The 23,604-nt window shown below is 41.5% G+C and carries 23 protein-coding genes; 14 read left to right on the top strand and 9 right to left on the bottom strand.

Going from position 1 to position 23,604, the window contains the following annotated elements; translation table 11 throughout:
* Nucleotides 1-94: 94 nt before the first annotated feature.
* A complete protein-coding gene (locus UE46_RS00145) occupies nt 95-1,276 on the bottom strand; it encodes a pectate lyase-like adhesive domain-containing protein (protein ID WP_036061046.1) in 1,182 nt (393 codons plus the stop codon).
* A gap of 348 nt (nt 1,277-1,624) precedes the next feature.
* Here UE46_RS00145 and UE46_RS00150 point away from each other — a divergent pair, with 348 nt between their 5' ends.
* The 3 genes from UE46_RS00150 to ychF all read left to right on the top strand — a co-directional run bounded on the left by UE46_RS00150 (nt 1,625) and on the right by ychF (nt 5,164).
* On the top strand, nt 1,625-3,085 hold the full coding sequence (locus UE46_RS00150) for a catalase (RefSeq protein ID WP_036061047.1): 1,461 nt from the start codon (nt 1,625-1,627) through the stop codon (nt 3,083-3,085).
* 157 nt (nt 3,086-3,242) lie between these two features.
* Entirely contained in the window at nt 3,243-3,944 is a 702-nt protein-coding gene (locus UE46_RS00155) for a hypothetical protein (RefSeq protein WP_036061049.1), read from the top strand.
* A 116-nt stretch (nt 3,945-4,060) separates the two neighbouring features.
* Complete coding sequence (gene ychF / locus UE46_RS00160; protein WP_036061050.1) at nt 4,061-5,164, top strand: redox-regulated ATPase YchF; 1,104 nt, start codon at nt 4,061-4,063, stop codon at nt 5,162-5,164.
* Nucleotides 5,165-5,241: 77 nt separating this feature from the next.
* Here the strand turns inward: ychF and UE46_RS00165 are convergent, their stop codons facing one another.
* From UE46_RS00165 to UE46_RS00190, 6 genes are all read right to left on the bottom strand, one after another.
* On the bottom strand, nt 5,242-6,465 hold the full coding sequence (locus UE46_RS00165) for an ISL3 family transposase (RefSeq protein ID WP_118907319.1): 1,224 nt from the start codon (nt 6,463-6,465) through the stop codon (nt 5,242-5,244).
* Between the two features lie 191 nt (nt 6,466-6,656).
* Complete coding sequence (locus UE46_RS00170; protein ID WP_118907320.1) at nt 6,657-7,823, bottom strand: MFS transporter; 1,167 nt, start codon at nt 7,821-7,823, stop codon at nt 6,657-6,659.
* 54 nt (nt 7,824-7,877) lie between these two features.
* A complete protein-coding gene (locus tag UE46_RS00175; protein ID WP_036061441.1) occupies nt 7,878-8,360 on the bottom strand; it encodes a PTS sugar transporter subunit IIA in 483 nt (160 codons plus the stop codon).
* A gap of 24 nt (nt 8,361-8,384) precedes the next feature.
* Nucleotides 8,385-8,885 carry a hypothetical protein gene (locus UE46_RS00180; protein WP_051492968.1) on the bottom strand — a complete coding sequence of 167 codons (501 nt, stop codon included), beginning with the start codon at nt 8,883-8,885 and terminating at the stop codon, nt 8,385-8,387.
* An 84-nt stretch (nt 8,886-8,969) separates the two neighbouring features.
* Nucleotides 8,970-10,295 carry a 6-phospho-alpha-glucosidase gene (locus tag UE46_RS00185; RefSeq protein WP_036061440.1) on the bottom strand — a complete coding sequence of 442 codons (1,326 nt, stop codon included), beginning with the start codon at nt 10,293-10,295 and terminating at the stop codon, nt 8,970-8,972.
* Nucleotides 10,296-10,313: 18 nt separating this feature from the next.
* The gene (locus UE46_RS00190; protein ID WP_036061439.1) at nt 10,314-11,873 is read right to left on the bottom strand and encodes an alpha-glucoside-specific PTS transporter subunit IIBC; all 1,560 of its coding nucleotides are present in this window, start codon (nt 11,871-11,873) and stop codon (nt 10,314-10,316) included.
* 216 nt (nt 11,874-12,089) lie between these two features.
* On the opposite strand from UE46_RS00190, the gene UE46_RS00195 reads away from it, so the two are divergent.
* On the top strand, nt 12,090-12,866 hold the full coding sequence (locus UE46_RS00195) for a MurR/RpiR family transcriptional regulator (protein ID WP_233230953.1): 777 nt from the start codon (nt 12,090-12,092) through the stop codon (nt 12,864-12,866).
* A 41-nt stretch (nt 12,867-12,907) separates the two neighbouring features.
* On the opposite strand, the gene gshAB is transcribed toward UE46_RS00195, so the two are convergent.
* Nucleotides 12,908-15,235, bottom strand: coding sequence for a bifunctional glutamate--cysteine ligase GshA/glutathione synthetase GshB (gshAB, locus tag UE46_RS00200; RefSeq protein ID WP_036061437.1), 2,328 nt, complete (start codon nt 15,233-15,235; stop codon nt 12,908-12,910).
* A 199-nt stretch (nt 15,236-15,434) separates the two neighbouring features.
* Between gshAB and UE46_RS00205 the strand changes: the two genes are divergently transcribed.
* The 10 genes from UE46_RS00205 to UE46_RS00250 all read left to right on the top strand — a co-directional run bounded on the left by UE46_RS00205 (nt 15,435) and on the right by UE46_RS00250 (nt 22,677).
* On the top strand, nt 15,435-15,821 hold the full coding sequence (locus UE46_RS00205; protein ID WP_036061436.1) for a GntR family transcriptional regulator: 387 nt from the start codon (nt 15,435-15,437) through the stop codon (nt 15,819-15,821).
* On the top strand, nt 15,818-16,705 hold the full coding sequence (locus tag UE46_RS00210; RefSeq protein WP_036061435.1) for an ATP-binding cassette domain-containing protein: 888 nt from the start codon (nt 15,818-15,820) through the stop codon (nt 16,703-16,705). The genes UE46_RS00205 and UE46_RS00210 overlap by 4 nt, the downstream gene beginning before the upstream one ends.
* Before the next feature lie 13 nt (nt 16,706-16,718).
* Nucleotides 16,719-17,804 (top strand): hypothetical protein, encoded by a 1,086-nt coding sequence (locus tag UE46_RS00215; RefSeq protein ID WP_036061434.1) that lies wholly within the window; start codon nt 16,719-16,721, stop codon nt 17,802-17,804.
* Nucleotides 17,805-17,814: 10 nt separating this feature from the next.
* Nucleotides 17,815-18,912 (top strand): hypothetical protein, encoded by a 1,098-nt coding sequence (locus UE46_RS00220; protein WP_118907321.1) that lies wholly within the window; start codon nt 17,815-17,817, stop codon nt 18,910-18,912.
* Between the two features lie 77 nt (nt 18,913-18,989).
* Nucleotides 18,990-19,649: a DUF1129 domain-containing protein gene (locus UE46_RS00225; RefSeq protein ID WP_036061432.1), complete on the top strand. Its 660-nt coding sequence runs from the start codon at nt 18,990-18,992 to the stop codon at nt 19,647-19,649.
* A 60-nt stretch (nt 19,650-19,709) separates the two neighbouring features.
* On the top strand, nt 19,710-20,324 hold the full coding sequence (locus UE46_RS00230; RefSeq protein WP_036061431.1) for an NUDIX hydrolase: 615 nt from the start codon (nt 19,710-19,712) through the stop codon (nt 20,322-20,324).
* Between the two features lie 237 nt (nt 20,325-20,561).
* On the top strand, nt 20,562-21,116 hold the full coding sequence (amaP, locus tag UE46_RS00235; protein ID WP_036060528.1) for an alkaline shock response membrane anchor protein AmaP: 555 nt from the start codon (nt 20,562-20,564) through the stop codon (nt 21,114-21,116).
* Between the two features lie 10 nt (nt 21,117-21,126).
* Entirely contained in the window at nt 21,127-21,330 is a 204-nt protein-coding gene (locus UE46_RS00240) for a DUF2273 domain-containing protein (RefSeq protein WP_036060529.1), read from the top strand.
* Nucleotides 21,331-21,347: 17 nt separating this feature from the next.
* A complete protein-coding gene (locus tag UE46_RS00245) occupies nt 21,348-21,776 on the top strand; it encodes an Asp23/Gls24 family envelope stress response protein (protein WP_036060530.1) in 429 nt (142 codons plus the stop codon).
* Nucleotides 21,777-21,948: 172 nt separating this feature from the next.
* Nucleotides 21,949-22,677 carry a MurR/RpiR family transcriptional regulator gene (locus tag UE46_RS00250; protein ID WP_036060533.1) on the top strand — a complete coding sequence of 243 codons (729 nt, stop codon included), beginning with the start codon at nt 21,949-21,951 and terminating at the stop codon, nt 22,675-22,677.
* A gap of 43 nt (nt 22,678-22,720) precedes the next feature.
* Here UE46_RS00250 and UE46_RS00255 read toward each other — a convergent pair whose 3' ends face one another.
* Nucleotides 22,721-23,599, bottom strand: a complete 879-nt coding sequence (locus UE46_RS00255; protein ID WP_036060534.1) for an ROK family protein — start codon at nt 23,597-23,599, stop codon at nt 22,721-22,723.
* Nucleotides 23,600-23,604: the final 5 nt, after the last annotated feature.

The raw sequence follows: 23,604 nt of genomic DNA on the forward strand, positions 1-23,604 counted from the left end.
ACGACTCTACTATTGCTGCTACTCCCCTTATCGGGAACGAGAATATGAATTACCTTTAGAATAGCATGATTTCATGTCTAGCGCAAGGTCGGCCTTATTTTGTTAATTTGAACGAACCCATTGTTTTGAAGTCATAAGAGACAATAGAGTTATTGCCCGCGAATGATTGAACGGATAGGTTTGTCCCAGATCCAGCTAAAGATGCGCGTAGATTTGTCGCTGTATAGATATCGTCTGTTGTTTTCTTGCCAAGAGTTAGTGTTTGTGGCGCATCAAAAGTTACCAAGCTTCCAGATCCTAGGCTGAAGATATTGCCTTTTGTGTTGTTGGATTTCAAGTATACATTGCTTACGTCGTTAAAATTAATAGCGGCTTTAGCAGTTCTGATAAGTTGTGTTGATTTTACGCTACCATTTAAAACAAAGTTAGCATCTTTTTCAACATTCAAGCCTGTTGATGCATAAATAAGGCCTAACGTACCTGTTGCTTGTTGTGAAAGCTCTGTGTTTGAATTGGCGCCAAATGTCGGAGAGCCGTTGATGTATAAAGCTACGTCCACTGTATCTGTTGTCAAAGAAGATCCTGTAGCTGTTTGGAATTTTCCTGTTGCGCCAGTCAAGTTGAAGGCTTTTTTCGCAGATGTAATGTTTACAGTAGCGTTTTGATCTACAGTAACTTGTGGATTTGCTTGTGCCATTAAGAAGGCATCTGCTTTTGTAGTAGCGTTAAATACGGATCCAGCACTAAAAGAAAGGCTATTTACTTTTGCGATTTCTAGTGTTGAGTTTGTTTCTAATGTATTTGTGTTATCAAAATTGATAGCTCCTTTTGGAATGTAAGCTAGTTGTTTTCCTGTGAAAGTGATGTTGTCGAAAGTTAGGTTAGCAAAGACGTCAGAACGGAAAGCGCCGTAACTACCAGTCGAGCTAATGTCTAGATCTTTAATATAGTACATACCGCCTTGTGTAAAGTTAAGCATGTAGGCACCCATGTCTAATTTGTAATCGTTTCCTTCGATAACGGCAGCACGGTTCGTTGTAACAGAAACGTTGGCTGTTGCTTTGATATCAGCACCTAAAACAATCGTGTCAGATGTTGATTTTTGTTCTAATGCACTTTTTAGTTCCGCAAAGCTGTTTACAGTGTACGTGTCAGCTTGGGCTGTAATGCTAGAAAGAGATTTTACTCCTCCGTCTGCAGATAATTGTAAAGGTGCCACGAGAACTGCTGCAGCTGTTAAAACTGATAAACTTAATTTGACTGTGTTCTTATTCATAAATGTAACCACTCCTTTTGATTTTTGTCGCGCGCAATATACTGTAAAATCTAAAATTTCTAAGCATATCACAAAGACATCTTAAAGATAACATATAAAATTAGGGGAGGGGGTGACAGATTGGAGAACAAATTTCGCGTTCAGATCTGATAATGAAAGAAAGTATACGAAAGCGTGATATTAATGTAAATAATGGTGTTTTTGTGGAAACAAAATACAATTAATGATTCGTTTACATTCTGCAAAAACTTGTATTGATAAGGTCTAATAGTTGTTTTCCGAGCGTATGTTTTGTAGAATGGAGTTAGTATTACTTTATAATAATTATAAAAACGGAGGTATGTGTGTATGACAAAAAAACTAACAACAAACCAAGGTGTTCCAATCGGTGATAATCAGAATTCAATGACGGCTGGGCATCGTGGTCCTACATTATTGGAAGATTACGTGTTAATCGAGAAGCTAGCTCATTTTGATCGGGAACGTGTTCCGGAACGTGTGGTACATGCTCGTGGAATCGGCGCGCATGGCGTATTTACAGTTAAGAATAGTATGAAGAAATACACGAAAGCTGCATTTTTACAAGAAGAAGGGCAAGAGACAGAGGTTTTCGCTCGTTTTTCTACTGTAATTCATGGCTTACATTCTCCTGAAACGTTGCGTGATCCACGTGGTTTTGCGGTTAAATTTTACACGGAAGAGGGAAATTACGATTTTGTTGGTAATAACTTGCCTGTATTCTTTATTCGTGATGCGATTAAATTCCCGGATGTTATTCATTCTTTGAAGCCAGATCCAAGTACAAACATGCAAGATGCGAACCGTTATTGGGACTTTTTCAGCTTGACTCCTGAGGCTACGACGATGATTACATACCTATTTAGTGATGAGGGTATTCCTGCTTCGTTCCGCCAAATTCGTGGTTCGAGTGTTCATGCTTTTAAATGGACAAATGAAGAGGGCAAAACGGTTTACATCAAAATGCGTTGGGTGCCAAAAGCGGGTATCGTGAACCTTTCGACGGACCAAGCGGCGCAAATCCAAGCGAAAGAGTTTAGCCATGCGACTCGCGATCTTTATGAAGCGATTGAAAACGGTGATTTCCCTGAGTGGGAGCTTTACATTCAAGTGCTTGACCCTGCTGACATCGATAACTATGATTTCAACCCGCTTGATGCGACGAAAGATTGGTTTGAGGATGTTTTCCCATATGAGCACGTTGGGACAATGGTGTTGAATCGCAATCCGGAGAACATTTTTGCGGAAACGGAATCGGTTGGTTTCAATCCTGGCGTACTTGTACCTGGAATTTTGCCGTCGGAGGATCGTATGTTGCAAGGTCGTCTGTTCTCGTATTCGGATACGCAGCGTCACCGCGTTGGCCCGAACTACTTGCAATTGCCGATTAATAGTCCAAAAGTGGATGTGAATAACAATCAGCGTGATGGCGCGATGCCGTTCAAGCAGCAAACGAGCTCGATTAACTATGAGCCAAATAGTTATGATACGACGCCAAAAGAGAAGCCACGTTATGTGGAAGATGAGCAAGATTTGATCGCTGGTAAAGTTGGACGTTTGGAGCAAGAGAAACCGAATAACTTTGGCCATGCGCGCGAAGTTTGGAACCGTTATTCTGACGGCGAACGTGATGCGCTAGTGAACAATATTGTTGGTGATTGGGAAGGCGTTCGTGAGGATATCAAAATCCGTAACCTGCGCAATTTCTATCAAGTGGAGCCGGTATTTGCAGAACGCGTAGCAAAAGGAACTGGCGTTGACTTGGAGAAACATATTGCTGATTTGAAATAATATAGGATGGACCGATGGGGCGTGATGCTCTGTCGGTTTTTCTTACATATAAGAGCACTTCCATGGTAAGGAAGAGGTCAGTAATCTAATATTAAACTAGTTTTTGTCGTATCTTTCTGGGGAATAAGATAGGGAACGCAAAAGGGAGATGAGGCATATGATTCGATTTCTAAAAGACCATTGGCTAATGCTGATTATTATGATCGTTGGGTTGCTCTTCATTATTGTGCCTGTTTTGACGCGGAGTATTGATAATGAGCTGACGATTGATGGTATGTATAACTTTATCGGCTCGTTTTTTGGAATTATCGGTGCGGTGATGCTTGCTTTTAGTGAGACGAAGCAGCAGAATAAGGCGTTACGGGATGAGATTGATTTGAACGCGCGGAAAGAGCGGCAGATTCAGGCTGAATTTTTATACAAGGAATTGCTTTTTCAGAAGATAGAGAAGACGTATGGATTGCTGAACACGGCGATTTATAAGAATGAGGAAATTATGCGTTTTATTAAGGATATTGGGCAGATTTTAGATAGTGAGAAGTTGCGGGCGCGGTTGATTGAGAATCGGAATGAGACGGAGAAATATATTCATGAGATTGAGTTGATGAGTATTTATTTTCCGGATGATTTGGAGAAGGTGAAGTTGATTGTGTCGACGTTTAATTATAGCAATAAATATTTGAGCACGATGGAACATGAGCTTTTGGTCGGGGATGCGAAGGGGTTTCGCAAGGAGTTGGATAATTATAATGCGGTCGTGAAGCGGTTGGTGCAGGTGATGGACGAGCTGTCGATTGATATGTTGGGGAGTATGAATGCGGAGATTAACAAGCTGAATGATATCGGAAATACGGTTTAGGTGACGTATGGCAAATTCTTGTGTCTTTTTAGTGGGAAAACCTTTATAATGGAGACATGAGTGTATTATAAAATGAGGAAAGCGACTGTGCTTTTCGATCAAAGGAGTTCATTTAAATGGCATTAACAGCTGGTATTGTTGGTCTTCCGAACGTTGGGAAATCGACACTTTTTAACGCAATTACGAAATCAAAAGTGGAAGCGGCAAACTATCCTTTCGCGACGATTGAACCGAATATGGGAATTGTTGAGGTTCCTGATGCGCGTCTGAATAAATTGACGGAGCTTGTAAAACCAAAGAAAACAGTACCGACAACATTCGAATTTACGGATATTGCAGGAATTGTGAAAGGCGCGAGTAAAGGTGAGGGGCTTGGTAACCAGTTCTTATCTCACATTCGCCAAGTGGACGCGATTTGTCACGTAACGCGTTGTTTTGAAGATGAAAACATTACGCACGTGGAAGGCCGAATTGATCCACTGGACGATATTTCGGTTATTAATTTAGAGCTTATTTTGGCAGATTTAGAGACGGTTGATAAGCGTATTAGCCGTGTTGAAAAGCTGGCAACGAAGCAAAAAGATAAAGACGCGATCGCGGAATATAACGTTCTTTTGAAATTAAAAGAGGCGTTGGAAAATGAAAAGCCAGCGCGTTCGGTAGAATTTAATGAAGATGAGGATAAAATTGTTCGTGGATTGTTCTTATTGACTCGTAAACCGGTTTTATATGTAGCGAACGTTGCTGAGGATGAGGTTAGCGATCCAGAGAACAATAAATATGTGCAACAAGTACGTGAATTCGCAGCTTCTGAAGGTTCTGAGGTTATCGTTATTTGTGCGCGTGCGGAGGAAGAAATTGCGGAGCTTGATGATGAAGATAAAGCGGAATTCTTGGAAGCACTAGGAATTGAAGAGTCTGGCCTGGATCAATTGATTCGTGCGGCGTATACGCTACTTGGCTTGTCTACTTACTTTACGGCTGGTGTTCAAGAAGTTCGTGCTTGGACATTCCGCAATGGCATGAAGGCTCCGGCCTGTGCTGGCGTTATTCACACCGATTTCGAACGTGGATTTATCCGTGCCGAAGTGGTTTCTTATGATGATTTGTTAGAGCATGGTTCTGAACAAGCCGCAAAAGTGGCTGGTCGACTGCGCTCGGAAGGTAAAGAGTACGTGATGAAGGATGGAGACGTCGTTCATTTCCTATTCAACGTATAAACAAAAACGGCTCTTTGTCAATTGTTGGGGTGAAATATCGAGGTACAAGCTAGGGGAACAATGGCTTGTATCTCTTTTTAGCCTACAGAAATGTCAAAATCTTTGATAAAGTGCTGGGCAAGTATTTTGGCGCGGAATCGTGAAAAGTTTTGATAGCCATAAGAAGTGCGCTTGATAACTTTGGTTCGGTTGTTAATTCCTTCTACGAAGCCATTGGACAGATGTGGGTAAATGAAGGCATTGATGATTTCTGTTTCCCAGCGTCGAAAAGTGCCGATAGCTTTTATGAATTCTGGAAGCTGTTTGTCTTGTACGAGTTGATAGAAATCGTGTAAGGATTGACGAACGTCGTGGCGTTCTTGTGCTTTATTGGCATCAAACCAAGCCTGATAGGCTTCCTTGATGGTGTAGGCGGTTTGTAGATCAGGGTGCAAGCTTAAGTAACGGCGAATGATGCTTTTTTGCGCTGTGTCCAGCTTGTGAGATCGCTTAAAAAGGAGTTTTTGTATGCGTTTGCCGTGCTTGCGATCTTTTTCTGAAAAATGTTGTTGAACACGAATGCGGACTTTATTCAGTGCCCAATAGATGTAGCGAGAGAAGTGGAAAGAATCGGCAATAATAACTGGTTTGTCAAGGGCTTGTTGCACAGCGTTTTTGAAGGTCGAACTCAAATCCATGATAACCATCTCTACCTGCTGCCCGCGTTCTCTTAAATAACGTTGAATGGTTTTGGCGCGACGGTTTTCTAAGATATCAATGGGGCGACGAGTCATGGGGGCAGCGATAATGAGTTGGAATTTACCTTTGTCGGTATCTCCCTTGAACTCATCGATAGCGATCACCTTAGGAAGAGCGACGGGAGGCGAGGAAAAGGTTTCTGTGCGCGCGTCGAATAGGCGCATAATTTTAGGTGCGGTTGTTCCAAATGTTTTAGCAGTATAGGTAAAGGACGGAGCGGAAATACTATGAAAAAGGGCCGCTTGGTGCCAAAGCGTTGAAAAACGCTGATAGCGTGCCACAAGTCCTTGATTTTTTTCATCAAATGATTTTCCGCAGGAACAAACATATCTGCGTTTTCGATAGTACACATAGACACGTTTTTCTGCGACTTTTAGATGTTGGAAAGTGTGCGTACGATAGTCTTTAATGCGATCTGTCCGTGTTTTACAAGAGGGGCAGGCATGTTTTTTTCGTTTTAGTTGGATATGAATGTGGCAGATATGATTTTCAATCGAATAATCAAGAAGTTGGATGTTTTTATTTTCTAAACCGATGAGTTGTATGATAAAATGGTCTGGCATGGTAATATCGCTCCTTTGGATTGGGTTTCGTCACTTTTATCTTAAAGGATGTTGATATTACTGTGTATTTTTTTGTCTTGAAATGAGAACAAAAAAATGCTGAGGTAGATTATTTTCTACCCCAACATTTATTATAGAACCACAAAAACAGGATTCACTGGTCAGCATCATAGACTAGTGAATCCGTTTTTTTATGTGTGAATAATGACCCGTTTTTTCAAGAAGAAGATGCATACGAAGGCAATGACGGGGAGTAGCGCTAATAATAGTAAAGTCAGATTTACGTTCAAGTATTTTATGAGCGATCCAGCAACAATCGGCACGAGTAACGAGGATAGCCCGGTGAAGATGCTTAGCGCAAATAATTGGCTGGTCGACTGCATTCGTTCTGTCGTCATGTGGAAAATTAACTGTTTCGATGCAATCATGATGATCGGCGTGGTTAAGAATTGCAACCCACTCAGCAAAATAATGACCCAGACGTTCTCTGTGAGTGAAAAACCAATAAATTGCGTTGTAAGCGCTACGGCACAAATCATCAACAAGGTAAAATTACTATACTTGCGCAAAAAAGTAGCTCCGAATAAATAGGCCGGTATCTCAAGCAACGATTGAATCGACCATTTATAACCGATTTGTAAGTCGGAGGCACCGAGTTGCAACATTTTATCGACCACGGTGATGTTGTTCGCAATGATGACGCTGTAAAGTAAAAATAAGATAAAGACTAACAAACGGTAGTCCCTATTAAAAATAATTTCCTTGAAATCAGCCAGCGTTACTTTTGCGCTATGTTGGGCAGATTTACCAACGTCTTTCAAAAAGAAAATGAGTATTAAACTAAACATGGATAATATAAAAATCCCAAAACTAAGCCCTGTATAACCAGCTTTTGCGATTAAAAAAGACAATAAAATACTACCGCAAGCCCAGCCGATGGAGCCGAATGCTTTGATAAATGGGAAGTTATTTCGTAGGTAAGGGCTACTTTTCAAAATCCAGGTGTCGCTTAGTCCAGTGCAAGTATTAATGAGGCCACCACTTATTGCTAGCAATAATAGATGCAGGAAAAAGAGCTTGGATTCCGTTAGATAAAACAGGCAGGTAGTTAGTAAATAGATGATCATCAGCACGACAATGAATCGCTTAATCGTCTGATATTTGTCCGCGAAAAAACCGATGAACATCTGTAAAAAAATCGTAATTAAGGCATAGGAAGACAATAAAATACCGCGTTCCATTTCATCATAGCCAATCTTTGATAAAAACGGAGTAAATTGCGTTAAACCAAAGGAAAAAGCCATATACATGCATACATAAAGCCAGCTAAAAAGTCTTCGTTCTCTTTCTGGATTCACAGAGAAAATCTCCATTCTGGTTAAGTTATCGATTCAATATGGAACGGGCAAACCTCATTTAAAAGTCAGTACAGCAGTTTCTCCGCCGACAACCATTTCATTGAGAGCCATTGGTACAAGCGTTCCGGCATCGTTTGACATCACAATCAAGGGTGTGGTCAACTGCAAATGATGTTCCGCCATTAGGGCAAGGTCAATTTCCAACAACACTGCGCCCGCTGTCACTTTTTGACCGTTTTCGACGAGTACATTGAATCCTTTTCCAGCCAATGTCACCGTATCAAGACCTACATGGATTAAAATCTCCATTCCTGATGAGAGTGTCAGGCCGATTGCGTGTTTAGTTTCTGCGATGAAAGTTACTTGTCCATCCGCTGGTGCTACAACTTTACTATCAGTTAGGTCAAAAGCGATACCGTCACCCATCATTTTGGTGGAAAAAACTTCATCGGGAACTTCCTCTAATGAAATGCATTTTCCGGTGACAGGAGAGAGTAGAATAGTCGTTTTTGGTTTCTTTTTTTTGAATGAAAACATCTTTATTCCTTCTTTCTATGTAATTTATAAGCTAAATCGGATGATACATACGAATAGTGAGATGAAAAGCGTATATCCGCTGAATAGAAGCAACCATTTTTGTGGTGCTTGTTTTAGCCCATTCCAGCTAATTCGGAATACAGTCATGCCGTATTCTTTTTTTGCGAACCATAGTAATAACCAGCCGCAAATCAAGTTCATCGTGAGCAATTCTGTGACTATTAAGGCTAATAAAGCGATTTTAATGAGATCTTGACTTTGTGTATTAGCAAATGATTTTTTCATATTCCTGACAATAAAGGCACAAAAGAAGAAGCTCAAAAATAAGATGAAATAGAGGGCGTAAACGGGATTTAAGCGTACAGGTTCCATCATATCAGCGCCAGTTTTCCAAGATACAAAGCCCAATAAGCTCAGGAATAGCAACGGGAAAATGATGAAAAGGAGTTCTGTGACGTACAAAATTTTTGTTGAGGTAATCTGCATTTTTAAGGTTTGGAATTTGGATAGAACGATGGTTTTCATTGCGACACTTCCTTTCGTGATAGTAACACCCAGCTGTCGACGTATTTTAATGATGAAAAATACGTCGACGGGATGCTTATTCTTTTATTTTAGTTCAGGCCAGAATTCTTTATTTACCTCGATGAAGTCGTCCAAAATATCTTTGGCTACTTTCGCGCTTGGGACGGTTTTGCTCATTGTTAGGGATTGCCAAACTTTTTGATATGAGCCTTCAATCCAGCCTTCGATTGCTAATTTTTCGGAGGCAATTTGCTGTTCCATTAAGCCTTTTTGGAAAGTAGGAATTTTGCCCATTGTCAGTGGTTCGTAGCCGTTCTTACCTACGATACATGGGACTTCAACCATTGCGTCATCGCTGAAATTGCTGATTGCGCCATTGTTTTCTGTGATGAGTAGCATTCTTTCTTTAGTGTTGAAAGTGAGTGCTTTGGCTAGGTCGACAATGAATGATGCGTGTTCGTTAGAGTGCAGTGTTGTGCCTTTCGCGGTTTTTGCTTCGACGATTCGGGCGCATTCTGCAAATACTTCTTTTTCGCGACCGTCGATAATTTCGTTTGCGCGTGTATATTCTTTGTTAGCGTGTGCTACTGTTTCATCAGCCATCAAATAATATTTTAAATACGTGTTCGAAAGGAACTTAGGCTCGATATCAAGCAATTCTTTCCCAGCGCGCATGGCGTCTAACCAGCTTGCTTCTTTATGTTGACCGGCTGGCGTGTTTTCGGTGTAGCCTTGTTTGCCAACGTGAGCTTTAATTTTTTCCATGAGATCGTTGCCGTCGTGGTCTTTAATGCTTGTCCACCAACCAAAGTGATTTAGGCCGAAATAACGGACTTCCATCGCTTTTCTGTTTTGCAGCCCGATTGCCCGAGCCATAATGTCTTCCAAACAGATTGGCATATCGCAAATGTTGATGATTTTAGAGTTCGGTCTTAAACGGCGAGTTCCTTCTGCAACAATGGCAGCGGGATTCGAGTAGTTTAGCAGCCAAGCATCGGGAGAGTATTTCTCCATATAGTCGACTAGTCCGATAATTGGACCGATAGAGCGCAGGCCGTATGCAATTCCACCAGGTCCGCATGTTTCTTGTCCTACGACGCCGTGCTTGAATGGTATTTTTTCATCTTGTTCGCGCATGGCGTATTTTCCAACGCGTAGTTGTGCCATGACAAAGTCTACATCTGTGAAGGATTCTTCGGGATCTGTAGAATAAGAAAACTCGATTTCTGGATCGTATTCTTTCACGATGATAGCGCAGGCCTCGGCTACTTTTTGTTGGCGTTCTGCATCGTTATCATATAATTTAATTTTGCGTACTGGGAATTCCTTGACTGATTCTAGAAGCATAACTACGATTCCTGCAGTATAAGTACTTCCTCCACCGGCGATTAAAACAGAACTTTTTTTCATTTTTAAAAACTCCTCTTCTTATAATAGTTTTTCGAATTCATCTCGTAAGGATGGGACGGATAGGCCTACAATAATTTGAATAGCGCCTCCGTTTTTGACTAAACCTTGGGCTCCGACTTGTCTAAATACGGCATCGGAGGCGACAAGATCGGGATCTTTAACGGTCAGTCGGAGTCTTGTAGCGCAGTTTGTCACGTCTACAATGTTGTCTTTTCCTCCAAGGTATTCGAGAAAGTGCGCTGCTTTATCCGCGTTAGCATTGCCTTTTCCAGATTTCTTCTCTTTGTAGTCGGACTTACTGTAAAGCTTCATTTCATCGCTTTCGTCTTCTCTACCTGGCGTTTTCAGATCCATTTTTTTGATGAGGAAACTGAAAATGAAGTACCAGATGAAGATGAACACGATACCGATGGCAATTTGCGTAAGGTAGGTAGGCCAGTGGTATTTCCAAAGCGGTAACCAGTTGATGGCGAACCAATTAATGAGACCACCGCCGAAATCACCAACGACGCCAAATGCATAGGCGACTGTAGAAATGGTTGCGGCGAGTAGGGCATGAATGACGAATAAAATTGGTGCAAAAAATAGGAATGTGAACTCAAGTGGCTCTGTGATTCCCGCGAAAACGGCTGTTGCAGCGACGGGGATCATTAAACCGAGTACGGCTTTGCGTTTTTCTGGTTTAGCGGTTTTATAGAAGGCTAGTGTAATTCCGATAGAGCCGAATACTTTCGACATGCCGGATAGTGCGAAACCGCCTGCAGGATACATCTCTTTTAGTGTGTGTTCAGTTGTTTGGAATTCTCCTAAATGTGTTGCCCAGTAAGCGGCCATACCACCTGGAACGACGGCATTATCGTAGGCAAAAGGAGAATAAATGAAGTGATGTAAACCGGTCGGGATCAGAATTTTTTCCAGGAAGGAATATATCCAAACGCCGAATACGCCGGATGAGATAAAGAATTTTTGCATATCTAGCATGACTGATTGGAAGTGCGGCCAGATGAAGGCGAATAGAAATGCAACCGGTAACATAACTAGGAATCCTAAAATAACGATAAAGGATGTGCCGCGGAAAACGCCGAGTACTTCGGGTAATTCTTTGTCGAAATAGCGATTGTGAAGATAAACGACAATCCCGGAAATAATAAGTGCACCAACCATACCTGTATCTAGTGTTTTGATGCCGGCGATGTTAGCAAGACCACTGGTACCGCCCACTTCTTGTGTCATATCTACACCGAAAAATGAACTCCAAGTTGTGAGTATAGCTGATAGAAAATAGTTGAATGTGACGTAGGTAACCAAAGCTTCTAAACAAGCGCGCCCACTTTGTGATTTTGCAAGGCCGATTGGTAAACCGATGACGAATAGTAGGGGAATTTGTCTGAATACCGCCCAAGCTCCCTCGGCGATGACATTCCACATTTTAAACCATAAGCCATTTGGGTTGGCAAGTCCTCCCATGATATCAGGATTCATAAACAAGATTGAGAAACCAACCACAATACCTGCAAAAGAAAACAGAAGGGCTGGGGCTAGCATCGCGCCTCCAAAACGTTGAATCTTTTTCATCATATCTTTTGAAAACCTCCTTTTTATTTTTTAAGACGTCTATGTGTTTTATTCTAGCGACTAGTCTGGCGCTTTACAATCCCTTTAGGCGTTTTATCTCCTAGTTACAAGAACAGGAATCTTTCACAAAAACTGTGATATTTCACAATCGGGTCGCACGGTTAAGTTTTTAGTGATACAATATGTATGAAAACGCTGACATAATTGATGGAGTGGGGAATGAGTGTAATGAGATTAGAGGAACTAGTGAATAAAAATTACGAATTGCTGAACCAAAATGATTTGCATATTTGGAAGTATATTCAGGCACATAAAAAAGCTTGTAGCAGTATGAGTATTAACGAAATGGCTAAGCTGTGCAACGTTTCTCGTACAACGATTCTTCGCTTTGCAAAGAAGCTTTCTTTAGAGGGTTATAGTGAGTTAAAGGTGCATTTGAAATGGGATTTAGAGTACAGTATTAACATGGCGGACGAAGTAACAGAGGTAATTAGCGCGGGTTATATCGATGTCATTAATGAAATAACGAAAAAAGATTTCCAGCCGATTTGTAGATTAATTTATGGGGCTGGGCGTATCTTTGTATTTGGTTCAGGAGATTTTCAGATGGCTGCGGCAAAGCATTTGAAGCGTCTATTTTTGCATGGTGGGGATTGTTTATACGATGTAGATTCGATTACGATTAATAAGGAGTTTTTTAAGATCGTGAAACCAAATGATTTAGTGATTTTAATCTCGCTAAATGGGGAGTCTGAGGCGATTGTTTCGACGGCTATGGAGTTGAAATTAATGGGTGTACCGGTGATCTCGATTTCAAAAATGAAAAATAGTACGCTGGCAAGGCTGAGTGCGGAGAATATTTATATTTCAACGTCAGAAATACATTTTGACAACCAGAGTACACATTCATTTGAAGCTACGGCGACACTTTATATAGTCGCCGAGTTGTTGTTTGTTAAATATAATTTATATAAAAATCAATTGAGACAAGGATAGAAAAATGCCTCATATCGATTGAGATATGAGGCATGCATGTATTAAATTGTTTCTTTAAATAGAAAGTCTAGAATAATGTCACCAATCCGCCGATTTTCGCCTTGGTAGGGGAAGGAATGGATTTGTATTGCTGGGTTGAAATTGAGCTCAATCACAGCGTAAGGGCCGTTTGGGGTTGTTTCACGTGAAACAATGATATCAACGCCGCAAAGATTCGCGTCAACGGCTTTGGCACATTTAATCGCTAACTCTTGATAGTAGGGATGAATCAGATCAGTAACATCAATGCTGTCACCGCCAGTACTTATATTGGAGTTTTCACGTAGGTACACGATTTGGCCTTCATCTGGAACGTCCGACATGCTGAATCCTTGCATGGAAAGCATGAGCGTTTCTTCTGGACCTTTTTGGATTATTTCTAAAGGTTTGAGATGATCGGTACCGCGCAATGGATCTAGGTTCTTTTCATCGATGAGTTCGGCAATAGTACGAGTACCGTCACCTGTAATATTGGCTGGCACGCGTTTTAGGATACCCGCGATTTTGCCGTCGATAACTAGGAAGCGGTATTCGTCACCAGGAATATAGGTCTCAATGATGACAGATGAATCGTAGCTAAAAGCGATTTTCAGGGCTTCTTCGTAGTTTTCTTGGGTGAATCCATCTTTGAAAATACTAATTCCGATGCCAAAATTGGTTGACTTTGGCTTGATAACGATTGGTTTATCAGCGAATAGTTCGAAGCTCGCACGCGCAATCTCAATGTCTGAAAAATTCTGACCTTGTGGAACTTCGATATCGTGTTCGGCTAGAATTTGTTTCGTGACAACTTTATTTTCCATGATGAGAGCGCTGATGTAGCTGTCACGAGCGGTTTTTGTTGCTTGTTTGATATATTCGACTTGATTTCCTTTTTCGAGGCGAATGAAGTTTTCTTCGCGGTCTAGGAGTTCAACCGATAATCCTTTTGTTACCGCGGACTTCATAACGATCTGGGTTGAGAGTTCCATATCTTCGTAACCGATGAGCTTGTATGCGTTCTGCAAGCTCTTTTCTAGGTAGGTTTTTGCTTTTTCAAGGTTGAAGGATACGAATGATTCGGATGTTGCTGTTATTTGTGACGCGATTGTTTTCTCAGGATGTTTACTGATATCGCGCTGTGCGTTGATGATACTTTGGAAATCGGTTGTATCCGTTAGTTTTGCGACGTGTTCCATTTCGGTTAGGAGTTTTTCAACTGCTTGGTCGAATGGGATTTCTGTGCCGTTAACGTATATATCTGGCTTGGTTAAGCCGTTACTCGCGATTCTCTCTTCGTTTTGGTCGGATTGTTCTTGCTGTATTTTGTCAAAAGCGGTGCTCTCGGACAGTAGGCCTGTAACTAGGAGTAACTGGATAAAATGCAGCGTTTCTTTTGTGATACCGTTTGGATCGAATGGGTTTAAGTCCAACGAACGGATCTCAATGTACTCGACGCCAGCTTTGGCAAGGCCTGCGAGTGATTGATCGGTATGGGCATTTTTCAACCGAATGGGGTTGTAGAGTTCGCGCATACTGTCGATTTTACCTTGGTCGATCCATGACTCGATGCTTGAGATATAGCCGTCAAAGCTGTCGTAGTCGACGTGGAGGGAGCATTTATTTTTATACCCGGCGTGACTGTTGCGCAATGAGATACCGTTGTTAAGCGCGAGGTCAGATGTTTCACGTGAAACTTCGTTGTCGGGAGTTTTATTCAGAAAATTTGGCAGGTAAACTGGGCTTGCTCCTGTAAGATAGAGTAGGAACCAGCGATTTTGCATGAAGTATTTCGCGACTTTGAGGTAAATCTGGTTTTTGAAGTCTTGTAGTGTTTTTTCGCCGCCCATGCTTGTGTGTAGTCGCTCTAAAAAGTCATCTGAGAACGAGAAATTATAGTGAATACCGGAGAAAAGTTGAATCTTCTTACCGTATTCGCGGGCTAGATGCTCACGATAGAGTCTGCTCGCCGAATTCGGATCTTGGTAAACGGCTATTGGGATAACTTGTTCTGCTGGAAGGATTGGCGGATTGCTACTTGGCCATAGATATTCGTCGCGAATTCGATCTGATACGATATTTTGCAAGTTTTCCATGGATGTATATACTTCGTCAACAGAACTGCTAACGGGTGTGATCATTTCAATTTGACTTTCTGAAAAATCGGTTTTGATATAAGGATTTTCTTCTTTTAGGCCAAAAATGGCGGGGTGTGGTGTAAGCGATAAATTTCCGTTTTCATCTACTCGCACATTTTCTTTTTCAAGTCCAAAGTTTCCATTAAACAGCCTTTTTTTCAAATCGGCATGTTGTTCTAGTATTGGAAACAGGTTGTCATTTTTATATAACACGATTTCACCTTCTTGTAGTCCATTTTGTTCAATAGGTTTATCTTACAATAATTATGGTCAATAGTATAGAAAATGGTTTTAGATTACCAATATTTCGATTTGAAACTTAAAAGAAACATTTTTGAAACATTTGTAATATAAATTCTTTACTTTTTTGAGTGTACTAGTTATAATAGGACACATGAGGAGAGTGATGGGGATGTATACGTTAGATTCTCAAAGCCATGTTCCGATTTATGAGCAGATTGTGGGCTTAATTAGAAGCTATTGCATCAGCGGAATTTTGCAACCAGGAGAAAAATTAATGAGTGTGCGTGAAATGTCGACGCATCTTTTAGTGAATCCAAATACGGTGGGTAAGGCGTATAAGGAATTAGAGAGACTGGGGATTATTGAGACCAAGCTTGGAAGAGGTTCGTATGTAGCGTATGCTAGTGATAATAGGCCGAACGAAGAGGCGCTTGCTTTATTTAGACGGAATTTAGAGGAATTGGTTTTGGAAGCGAATTATTTACGGATTGAGGAACAGGAGCTTCAAAACTTTGTGAAGCAGCATTATAGAAGTTTGGAGGGAGAGAATAGATGATTATTGACGGTGTAACGAAGCGTATTGAGGGCAACTTGGTGTTGGAGGATATTTCTTTTGAGTTGAAATCGGGTGAAATTACGGCGCTGATTGGGAGGAATGGTGTTGGTAAGACGACGCTATTCTCAATTATCGCGGGGATGTATTTGGCGGACGCTGGTCAAGTGACGGTGGATGGGCAAGATTTACGCAAGAATCCGGCGCTCAAGAAGAATATTTTCTTTTTGGAAGATAATATGAACTATTTTAATTCTTATAGTGTGAAATCGGTTGTGAAAATCTATAAAAATGTATACGCGACGTTTGATGAAGCATTTTTTGATACGTTGATGGAACGCTTTGAATTGCCGAAAAAAGCGAAAGTGATGTCGTTCTCAAAGGGACGTAAGGCGTTATTTTTCATGATTTTGGCGTTTTCTTTGGATGTGCGTTATTTGTTGCTGGATGAGCCGATGGATGGGCTGGATGTGATTGTGAAGAAACAGTTGTTGCAGTTTATTTTGGAGACGGTGGCGGATCGGAAAACGAGTGTATTGATTGCCTCGCATCGCTTGGATGAGCTGGAAATGGTGGCGGATCGAGTACTGGTTTTGAAGGGGACGACGCTAGAGCTGGATTATTATTTGGAGTCGTTGCGTGATACGGCGTTGAAGCTTCAAGTGGCTTTTAAAGCGAAGCATGTGCCGGTGTTTGTGAAGGAGGAATCAGAGCTTTTGCAGCGTAATGGGCGGATTTATACGTTGTTGGTGACTGAAAATACGGATGATTTCGTTAGTAAGATTAAGATGGAAGAACCGATTTTGTATCAGGAAATGGCGATTACGATTGAGGATGTTTTTACAATTCGATTGGCGGATGATAAGGTCGATTACTACGAGATGTGAGGGGTGAGGGACATTGTTTAATAAGCATTTATGGTTGAAGGAATGGCGCGGTGTAAGGTGGATTGTGGTTGTTTTGATGTTGTTATTTCTTTATGCGCAAACTGGTGGACTTTACTCGGATGCAGAGACTTGGCAAACGCGATATGATTATTATCAGTCGGATGGTTTTCAAAAAGAGCAACAGGCGGCTGGCGATGCAAAAATGTCTCCGAATGATGTGAAAACAACGCTCACGTTTCGTTATTTGACAACGGGTTTTCCTGGTGATGTATTTTCGACGCAGTACACGATGTCTCAACCTTACTTTACGCTAAGTATTTTGGTCGTTATTTTGGGGCTGGCGATGGTTGGCTGGGAACGGTATACGAGGAAGGATCATTTTGCGTTGGCGGCACCGTTTAAGCGTAGTAGTATGATTGGAACGAAGCTGTTGCTTGGTTTTTTGGCGATTACTGTGGCCTATGGGGTTAGCTTATGGTTGGGATTGATGCGTTTATTTCAGGTAATTCCAAGCGAATTTATAGATTTGGATATGCAAAAGGTGTATTTAGGACTGCTTGGTAATTTGGGAGCTTTTTTATTGCTCTTTGTGGTAACTATTTTTGTTGGAACAGTTATGGGAGAATTATTGTCGATGGTTATTGCGTTACTGATTATCATGATTATGCCGCGGTATGTTTACGTGGTTTGGTGGACTTTCATGCAATTATTGCATCCTGATATTGGTTCGGAGAAATTTTCTAATTGGACGTCCTACACGAATGTGTTTCTTGTTTTTGGAAATAGTGAATTTGAGTACGGGCCGTTTATTTGGCAGATGATTTTGCTTATTTTGTTTGGAGTTGGTTCGGTATTTTTCTATAAGCGGTATTCGATTGAGAATAATGGAAAGGTTTTGGCGTTCTCGTATTTGCGTATTCCAAGTGCGATTTTGGTATCGTTCGGTGGGGCGGTTTTGATCACCAATTTTTGGATGGGCGGAGGATCAGTGGATGGTCCAGCGTTAACAGGTTTATTCATTATCAGTATCGGGTCATTTATTGGGTGCTTAATTATTTGTTATATGGTGCTTTATAGAAATGCGTGGGTGCGGAGATAGGAGGGCTTTTATGTGGCAAAAGGGACTTTGGTATAAGGAATGGCGGGGAATCAGGTGGGTTGTTCCGCTTGTTTTTCTGGTGTTTTTGTTAGCTTTTTTTGTGGGATTGGTGAATGAGTCGGATGCTTGGAATAAGAGTCAGGCGCATTATAAGTCGGAGGATTTCCAGGTGGAGCAGGAGCTTGATCCGGATTTTGCGATGACGAAACAGGAGATTCGGGATGATTTGACGGTGCGTTACTTGGCGTATGAGACGAAGTTGTCGGATAAAGTGGATCAGTATACATATTTTTTCTTTAGTTTTACGGTGAGTGTGCCGTTTACGTTGACGCTTGTGCTGGCTGTGATTCTGGGGATGTGTTCGGTGATTTTGGAGCGGTATACGCGCGGGAACCATTTTACGGCGGTGATGCCTTATTCTAAGAAAGCGATTCTTGGCGTGAAGGTACTGCTTGGTTTTGCGGTCATCACAGTGAGTTATTTTGTGAGTTTGGGGTTGGGTGTGTGGTACTTTACGTCGCAAGTGCCAGCAGAGTTTATTGATTTTCACCACCAAAAATTAATCATGGATGTGCTGGGGAGTTGGCTGGCGTATCTATTGTTATTCTTGCTGCCGATTGTTGTGGGTTATGTGATTGGTTCTCCGCTGGGTGGTATCCTTGCGACGGCGGGATTAGTATTGTTGCCAAGTACCATTTTGACTTTTGTGGCTCACATGGAGCATTTTATGAACAAGGGTGCCTCGGGTGATTTATCGTATTGGAGCGATTTTTGTCGGATTTTGGAGCCGTTGGGATTCATTCGGCCAGCTTACGGACCACTCATTTTGCAAGTGGGATTATTGATTGGAGCGTTGATTTTTGCGGGTATTGTCGCAGAGAGGGAGTCACTTGAGACGAATGGACGATTATTTGTTTTCCAAAAAATGCGGGCATGGGGAATTGGTGTTACAGCGATTTTGATTGGGATGTTGGTGGCGAATATGGTTCAGGATTTTGTGAAACTATCTGGAACGGCCGGTTTTGTTGGATTTTTAGCGATATTTGGTGTGAGCGTAATGGCTTCTGTGATTGTCGGGATTCGATTTATTTACGGGAAACGTTTTTAATTTTTTATAATTATATTTCTTCTGGGAACTATCTTAGGTTATAATAGAAATAGTATGTTTGAGGGAGGATTTTATCGGTGACAACAGAAGCAGAAACAGTAAAACCGCAAATTGATGAGTTGAAGGCGAATTTGACGAAACGTAATTTGCAATATGTCCAAGAGGTGGAAAAACATCTCCGCGAGTTAGGTCAGTACGGTGAGGCGCAACAGGCGGAGTTAGTTTATGAAATGACGGAGAAAGTACTTGAGAATCAAAAACAAGGTGTGACGGCTCGGAAATTATTCGACGTGACGCCTACAGAATATGTGAAAGCTTTAGCAGTGAAAGCGGCGCCAGTTGGTGAAGTTGCTGGGAAATGGTGGATCGCGTTAGATGGTGGTTTGCTCGTACTTGGTGCGATGATGCTAATCAGCGGTGTGAGCGCGATTTTCCAAGGACAAACGCTAGGACTCGCTGTGTTATTCGTGACGTTCCTTGTCGGTGGTGGCGCAATGATGGTATTGCGTAAATATGCTGGTGCAATGCGTCAAGGTGAAAAAGGTGGAACGTGGAAGTATCTAGCGATTGCGATGGTTGTTATTCTTGTGTGGATGACGATTATGACGTTGGTGCAAGTGCTTGTTCCGGCGAAATGGAATATTGCGTTGGATCCGTATCCGACTGTTATTGTTGGTGCGTTGCTTCTAGCTTTACGCTATTATATGAAGAAAAAGAAAAATATCCCGAATTTATAAATGATGTTGATGCTGTTTCTTAATTAGGAACAGCATCTTTTGATAGAAAGGATGATTCTAATGGTAGAAAAATTGAAGATTTTTAATTTGGAGCATCAGCAGATTGGGACGGCGAGTCGGGATGATGTGCACCACAAGGGGCTGTGGCATGAGACGTTTCACTGCTGGTTTGTGTCGGCGGATTTGACGCGGATTTTTATTCAGTATCGGAGTGAGCGGAAGAAGGATTTTGCGGGGCTCTATGATATCACGGCGGCGGGGCATTTGACGGTGGACGAGACGGTGCAAGACGGCATTCGTGAGGTGAAAGAGGAGCTTGGAGTAGATGTGGCTTTTGATGAACTCATATCGCTTGGTGTGATTGATACGAGCTATGTTTCACCAGGTTTTGTTGATCGCGAATTTTGCCATGTGTTTTTATATAAATTTGGAGGACCTTTAGCCGATTTTAGATTGCAGAAAGAAGAAGTTGGCGGAATGGTGACGGCTGATTTAAAGGAGTTTCGCGCATTTTTCACGGGTGAGTCAGATGGGCTTCGCGTGGAAGGATTTAAATTGGGCGATACTGGAATTGAGATTGTGAACGAGATTCTTGGTATGCGTCAATTTACGTTAGAGGAAAATGATTATTATGGGAAATTAGTGAAGGCGATGGAGTTACGGAATATTTTGTGATAATGACAAGATTAGGAAAATATATTCATATCGGTCTATGTTTCGACGATCCAGTTTAAGGATATAGTCACGTAGGCCGATTTTTTATTTATATTGAATTACGATGGGGTATTATTGTTGGAAAGATTGTAGAGATTCTATGTTCTAAAACGATATACGCCTATTTTTCATTCAGGCAGTAAAAGTTGGCGCTACGTGATACTTAATGTACCAAGCAAAGCAGAAGGGAGGTTTACGATGAATGGTTTAGCAAAGATACTTTTTGTCCTTGTCGGCCTTATTGGGATGATTGGAAGCGCGGTTTTTGCGGGGATGGCTTATCAACTTGGCGTGTTCTCCGATGTCGTCACGGAATATCAGGAAAAAATGTGGTTTTCTAATGTCGCGATTTTTGTTGGTATCCTCATGTTTATTATTTTCTTCTTGTTCTTTTTTATTGGGCTTTTGACGAAGAGAAATGAGCGATCGATTGTGTTGCCGACCAAGTACGGTGAGATAGAAATTACGGATAGGACAATTGAATCGACAGTTATGTATGTTGTTGTGGAAGAAAATATGTTACGAAATCCGGTAGTGTCTGCGAAATTATTTAATCGTAAAAAGGCAGTCAAGGTTTTTGTGATGGGAGATGCGATCCAAACATCAAGGCTCCAAACGAACGGTGCCGAGCTGCAAAGTAAGATTGAAGAGAAGTTAAAGGATATGTTGGAGATTGAAATGGTTGAGGCGGATATCAAAATTCATAAAACAAATAAACGTGAGGCTAAAGGTAGCCATGCACGGGTGATATAGGAGGGATACAATGAATTTACCAGAGCTTTTACAACCGTATAAATGGCGTATAATTGGTGTCATTGTAGGACTTGTTATCGCTGTTTTGTTTATGACGATTGGTTTCGGGTACACACTATTACTACTACTTATTGCTGGAATTGGTTTTCTCATTGGTAAATGGAAAGACGGCCAATTGGATATAAATGATTGGTTGAAATTTTTAACTAAATAGGAGAGGAATGATTTGAAATGGTAGAAGCAATTAAAAATAATGAGGTTGAAGTACACAAAAATTCGCTAACGTTTGATGATCAAGTGATTAAGAAAATTACTGGTATTGCTGCAAATGATGTTGACGGGATTCTAGCTTTAGAAGGCGGTTTTATTAGCGGCTTAACGGATAAATTCAAATCTAAAGGCGACATTACGAAGGGTATTAATGTAGAAGTTGGCGAAAAACAAGTGGCGATTGATCTTGTTGCTACTGTTGAATATGGCAAAAGTATTCCAGCAATTTTTGAGGCTGTAGTTGCAAAAATTGAGGGAGCTATTGCACAAATGACTGGCTTACAAGTTGTTGAAGTCAATCTTAATGTGAGCGATGTTAAAACGAAGCGTGAGTTTGAAAGCGAGATTGCAAGTAAGGCTGAACCAGTTGAAAGTGGTCGTGTGAGCTAAATACATGAAGGATACGCAGCTCTTCTTGTTGGAGGAGCTGTTTTTTTGTGCAGTGATTTTTGAATATTTCCCGGGAAATATCGTGTTATTTCTTTCTGGACGGCTAGCTTTTCGTTTTGTAGTATGACATAATAAATTCGTGAAGCCTTTATATAGAAGGAGTGTATGACGAATGTTTCCTTATGAAGTAGTGAGTAAGTTTACTGAGACAGAGTTGCATTTATACAGATACATAATGGACAATACTGAAAAGGTGATGTACATGCGGGTCCGCGAATTGGCGGATGAAACGCATGTGTCAGCGGCTACGATTGTTCGGTTTACGAGAAAACTGGGTTATGACGGTTTTTCGGAGTTTAAGGTGCAGTTGAAACAGGCATCAAAGGAAAAGGGTAAGAAGAAGACGGCGGACACGATTGAAGTTCTGGAGGAATTTTTTGAGCGGACGTTGCGTCGGGATTATGATGTGAGTTTGGATAAGGCTGTAGATATTATAGATGATGCGCAGTTGGTTGTGTTTGTTGGGATCGGGACATCAGGGATTTTGGCGGAATATGGATCGCGATTTTTCTCGAATTTGCAGAAGCGGACGTTTTATATTAAAGATCCATTTTATCCGAATGCAGCGCAACAGTTTGATAATGCTGTGATGGTGATTCTGTCGGTATCGGGTGAGACGCCGCAGGTTATTTTGCAGGCGCAGAACATGAGGGAGTTCGGTAGCAAGATCATTAGTATTACGAATTCAAGCAAAAATACGTTGGCGGGATTATCGGATATTAATATTCCTTATTATGTGACGCAGGAAATGATTCATGAAACGAATATTACGACGCAAATTCCTGTGTTGTTCTTGCTGGAAGCGATGGCGAAGAAGACGTATAATAGGCATCAAATATAAAATAAGGCGGAAAACTCCAAACTAGGAGTTTTCCGCCTTATTTTTAGATTTCAGTCAGTAGTAAATGATGATATACCGCGCCGAGCAAGCCTGCTTGGTTTTTGTGTGAGACGAGTTCAAGTTTGGTGTCACGTAGACCGAAGAATTCCATGTGATGTTTGAGCTCATCTAGGAATGTTGGTCGATCGGTGATGCCGCCGCCGATGAAGATGTGGCTTGGGTCAAAGCAGTAAATCAGATTGTATAGGCCAGTGCAAAGCCCTGTGTAGAAGTCGTGAATCAGTTTCCCAGCAATAGGGTCATGATTGTCGTAGGCTGCGAATATTTCTTCACCTGTGACCTCGTTCAGGCTTTTACCTGTATGTGCCGCGTATTGACGACGCAAAACGAGCATGGTTGTGGTTTGATTCATCGTATAGGAACCAGGCTCGTAGCTGCCAGGTCGGTCGCTAAATAGGTAACCGAACTCGCCAGCGCGGAATCTGGAGCCGCTGTAAAGCTTGCCATCAATGAAAATACCACCGCCGATGCCAGTTCCGATTGTCATACATAAAAAGTTATCTAAGTCTTGCGCACCGCCAACCCATTTTTCGCATAGGGCGACACAATTGGCGTCATTTTCAACGGTGACGGGAAGACCTGTTTTTTCTTCTAAATATTCACGGATGGGAAAATTATCAAAGGCACGAATCGCGCCACCCATCGTGATGAAACCGGTTTTTGGATTGATGTAGCCGGGCGCGCTGATTGCAACGCCCGCCACATCATGTTTTTTTGTATACTCTGAAATCCCTGCTAATATCAGTTCACCGTCAAAATCAGGGGTTGTCATTTTTTCGTGTTGGAGAATATCGCCTTCACTCGAAACAAGTCCCATTTTTAAGGTTGTTCCGCCGATATCAAATGCCGCAATGGTTTCCAATTTTT

Source organism: Listeria weihenstephanensis (assembly GCF_003534205.1).
GTDB classification, from domain to species: domain Bacteria; phylum Bacillota; class Bacilli; order Lactobacillales; family Listeriaceae; genus Listeria_A; species Listeria_A weihenstephanensis.

Bases quoted from the DNA above. Each gene is read 5' to 3' on its own strand.
- amaP (WP_036060528.1), top strand. From the start codon at position 20,562: ATGAATGGTTTAGCAAAGATACTTTTTGTCCTTGTCGGCCTTATTGGG.
- UE46_RS00240 (WP_036060529.1), top strand. From the start codon at position 21,127: ATGAATTTACCAGAGCTTTTACAACCGTATAAATGGCGTATAATTGGT.
- UE46_RS00195 (WP_233230953.1), top strand. From the start codon at position 12,090: ATGAGTGTAATGAGATTAGAGGAACTAGTGAATAAAAATTACGAATTG.
- UE46_RS00180 (WP_051492968.1), bottom strand. From the start codon at position 8,885: ATGAAAACCATCGTTCTATCCAAATTCCAAACCTTAAAAATGCAGATT.
- UE46_RS00210 (WP_036061435.1), top strand. From the start codon at position 15,818: ATGATTATTGACGGTGTAACGAAGCGTATTGAGGGCAACTTGGTGTTG.
- UE46_RS00230 (WP_036061431.1), top strand. From the start codon at position 19,710: ATGGTAGAAAAATTGAAGATTTTTAATTTGGAGCATCAGCAGATTGGG.
- UE46_RS00245 (WP_036060530.1), top strand. From the start codon at position 21,348: ATGGTAGAAGCAATTAAAAATAATGAGGTTGAAGTACACAAAAATTCG.
- UE46_RS00220 (WP_118907321.1), top strand. From the start codon at position 17,815: ATGTGGCAAAAGGGACTTTGGTATAAGGAATGGCGGGGAATCAGGTGG.
- UE46_RS00185 (WP_036061440.1), bottom strand. From the start codon at position 10,295: ATGAAAAAAAGTTCTGTTTTAATCGCCGGTGGAGGAAGTACTTATACT.
- UE46_RS00175 (WP_036061441.1), bottom strand. From the start codon at position 8,360: ATGTTTTCATTCAAAAAAAAGAAACCAAAAACGACTATTCTACTCTCT.
- UE46_RS00190 (WP_036061439.1), bottom strand. From the start codon at position 11,873: ATGATGAAAAAGATTCAACGTTTTGGAGGCGCGATGCTAGCCCCAGCC.
- UE46_RS00165 (WP_118907319.1), bottom strand. From the start codon at position 6,465: ATGCCAGACCATTTTATCATACAACTCATCGGTTTAGAAAATAAAAAC.
- UE46_RS00155 (WP_036061049.1), top strand. From the start codon at position 3,243: ATGATTCGATTTCTAAAAGACCATTGGCTAATGCTGATTATTATGATC.
- UE46_RS00250 (WP_036060533.1), top strand. From the start codon at position 21,949: ATGTTTCCTTATGAAGTAGTGAGTAAGTTTACTGAGACAGAGTTGCAT.
- ychF (WP_036061050.1), top strand. From the start codon at position 4,061: ATGGCATTAACAGCTGGTATTGTTGGTCTTCCGAACGTTGGGAAATCG.
- UE46_RS00205 (WP_036061436.1), top strand. From the start codon at position 15,435: ATGTATACGTTAGATTCTCAAAGCCATGTTCCGATTTATGAGCAGATT.
- UE46_RS00145 (WP_036061046.1), bottom strand. From the start codon at position 1,276: ATGAATAAGAACACAGTCAAATTAAGTTTATCAGTTTTAACAGCTGCA.
- UE46_RS00150 (WP_036061047.1), top strand. From the start codon at position 1,625: ATGACAAAAAAACTAACAACAAACCAAGGTGTTCCAATCGGTGATAAT.